The following is a 2,098-nucleotide window of genomic DNA, read 5'->3' as shown; positions in this document are numbered from 1 at the left end:
ATCTAATGCATTGCAGACCATTCAAAATACATTTGGAATATAGAAGGACGTACAAAGAGCATTTGAACTCTTTGTACGAAAGAAAGACTACTTTTTAGTGATTGATTGTTCTGATTCTTTGATCAAAGAATCCATAACATTAAAGAGATTTCGGCTGGATTGCTCCATATTTTTAAAGTTTTCAACAATTGTTGCTTGATTTTCTACCGTTTTATCTGCATGTTTGATGAAATCCAAATTTTTTGATACCAAATTATAAACTGATGCATGCGGCGACTCAAGCTGTTTATAGCTTGGTAAATTAGAGAATCTCTCTTTACCCATACCGCTCTCATACCATTTATTATGATGATTGCTCGATGAAACTACATCTTTGGCGTGCGTGACACTTTGATACGCATTGGATTTGAACATAATATGATCGATTTTTGCCAACGTAATAAAGGTAGTGTTCTCAATCGCTGTAGCTTGCTGAGCTGTATTGATCGCATCTTCATTAAAGGTATGCAACGTACTTCTGAACACTTGAATCGCGTCACTTGATTCACTCGCAATACGGTTCATTCCATCTGAGTTGTCATGAATCTCCATCGTCTCTTGGCTCAGCGTTTGAACAACAACACTAATTTCAGACGTTGCTTTTTGAGTGCGTTCTGCAAGTTTACGTACTTCATCCGCAACAACCGCAAATCCTCGTCCATGCTCACCTGCACGCGCTGCTTCGATTGCCGCATTAAGTGCCAAAAGATTTGTCTGATCGGCAATATCTTTGATCAGATTAACGACCGATTCAATTTCACTTGTTTTTTCATTCAACGAATTAATCGCATCTGCGGAAATTTGAACCAATTCAATCAATTTTGTCAGTTTTTCAATAATTACTTCCAATTCTTCGACCGTTTCGGAAGAGTTTTTAGAGGTGACCTGACTCGTTTTTGTAATATCATTTAATCGGACAATCGTATTTTGCAAATCACTTTGAATAACATCCAAACCTCCACCGCTTGCAGCGATATCGGCAATCTCACTGTTAAGAACCGATTTTTGAATATGATTATGACTCGATTCCATCGCATCGATTGCTTTATTAACAAACTGGCTTGCAGCTTTGAATTCACCTTGCAATCCGCTTTCAACGATACGGCGATGAAACTCTTCATGGCTAGAGGCCTCAACGCTTGCACTGATCTCACGGATAAAGACTTCCATTTGATCAAGTAAATTATTGGTGTTCCAACAAAGTGCGTTTAGTTCACCATTATCTTTGATCTCCGTAATACGGCTCTCTAGCTCACCTTTTTCAGCAGATGCGATAACAGCCGCTACTTCATGAATCGTTTTTTGCGCCGCCCGAATATTGATAAATACAAACCATGCCAATGCGAAGTTGGCAATGTTAAGAATACGAATCCAAGTCCAACCGTACTCAACGACTTCAATAATAAGCGCAATAACAAATAATGCAATTGAAATTAAATTTGCATATTGAACTTTAGATAGAGAGGATAAATTGTTCATACGACAATCCTTTGTCTTTTAAAATTTGATTGAGTGCTGTTTCTGCAGCCTGGATTCCACCACTGCGCTCTTTTTGAAGGAGCGCAGAATACAACGGTTTAATAACATTCAATGCTTTTGAAGAGGGTTTTCTGCGAACTGAATGATAATTGGTAATTTTGCGATTTGTATCAAAAGATGGAGTAACATGAGCGAATACCCAGTAATAATCACCATTTTTTGTTTTGTTTTTTACATAGGCAAAAATCTCTTTACCTTCTTTGATCCGGTTCCAAAGCAATTTAAATACAACAGCAGGCATATCTTCATGACGGAGAATATTATGAGGTTTGTCTAACAATTCTTCTTCTGAATAGCCGGACATTCTAATAAATAAAGCATTTCCGTATGTTATTTTTCCGGTTAAATCTGTTTTTGAGACGATGAATTCATCATCCCCGAATGTTAATTCCTGATTCGCCATTTAAACTTCTTTTCTATTAAATTTATCCTTTACTCATAATTTACTAAACTCACCTGATTTAATAAATATGTGACCCCATTATTCTATTTATATAATGTTGCAAATGTTTTGCATATT

The 2,098-nt window shown here is 36.7% G+C and carries 2 protein-coding genes; both read right to left on the bottom strand.

The window, feature by feature from the left end:
• Nucleotides 1-87: 87 nt before the first annotated feature.
• Nucleotides 88-1,518: a methyl-accepting chemotaxis protein gene (locus CJD30_RS11550; protein WP_294919299.1), complete on the bottom strand. Its 1,431-nt coding sequence runs from the start codon at nt 1,516-1,518 to the stop codon at nt 88-90.
• Nucleotides 1,493-1,981: a PAS domain-containing protein gene (locus CJD30_RS11545; RefSeq protein WP_294919297.1), complete on the bottom strand. Its 489-nt coding sequence runs from the start codon at nt 1,979-1,981 to the stop codon at nt 1,493-1,495. Before CJD30_RS11545 ends, CJD30_RS11550 begins: the two co-directional genes overlap by 26 nt.
• Nucleotides 1,982-2,098 lie beyond the last annotated feature (117 nt).

The sequence above is a fragment of the Sulfuricurvum sp. PD_MW2 genome (assembly GCF_002633015.1).
GTDB lineage: Bacteria > Campylobacterota > Campylobacteria > Campylobacterales > Sulfurimonadaceae > Sulfuricurvum.
The sequence above is the reverse complement of the archived record's forward strand: the minus strand, read 5'-3'. Positions and strand labels throughout refer to the sequence as shown.

What these genes read in the sequence shown, in the direction of transcription:
- CJD30_RS11550 (WP_294919299.1), bottom strand. Translation starts at nt 1,518, where the DNA reads ATGAACAATTTATCCTCTCTATCTAAAGTTCAATATGCAAATTTAATT.
- CJD30_RS11545 (WP_294919297.1), bottom strand. Translation starts at nt 1,981, where the DNA reads ATGGCGAATCAGGAATTAACATTCGGGGATGATGAATTCATCGTCTCA.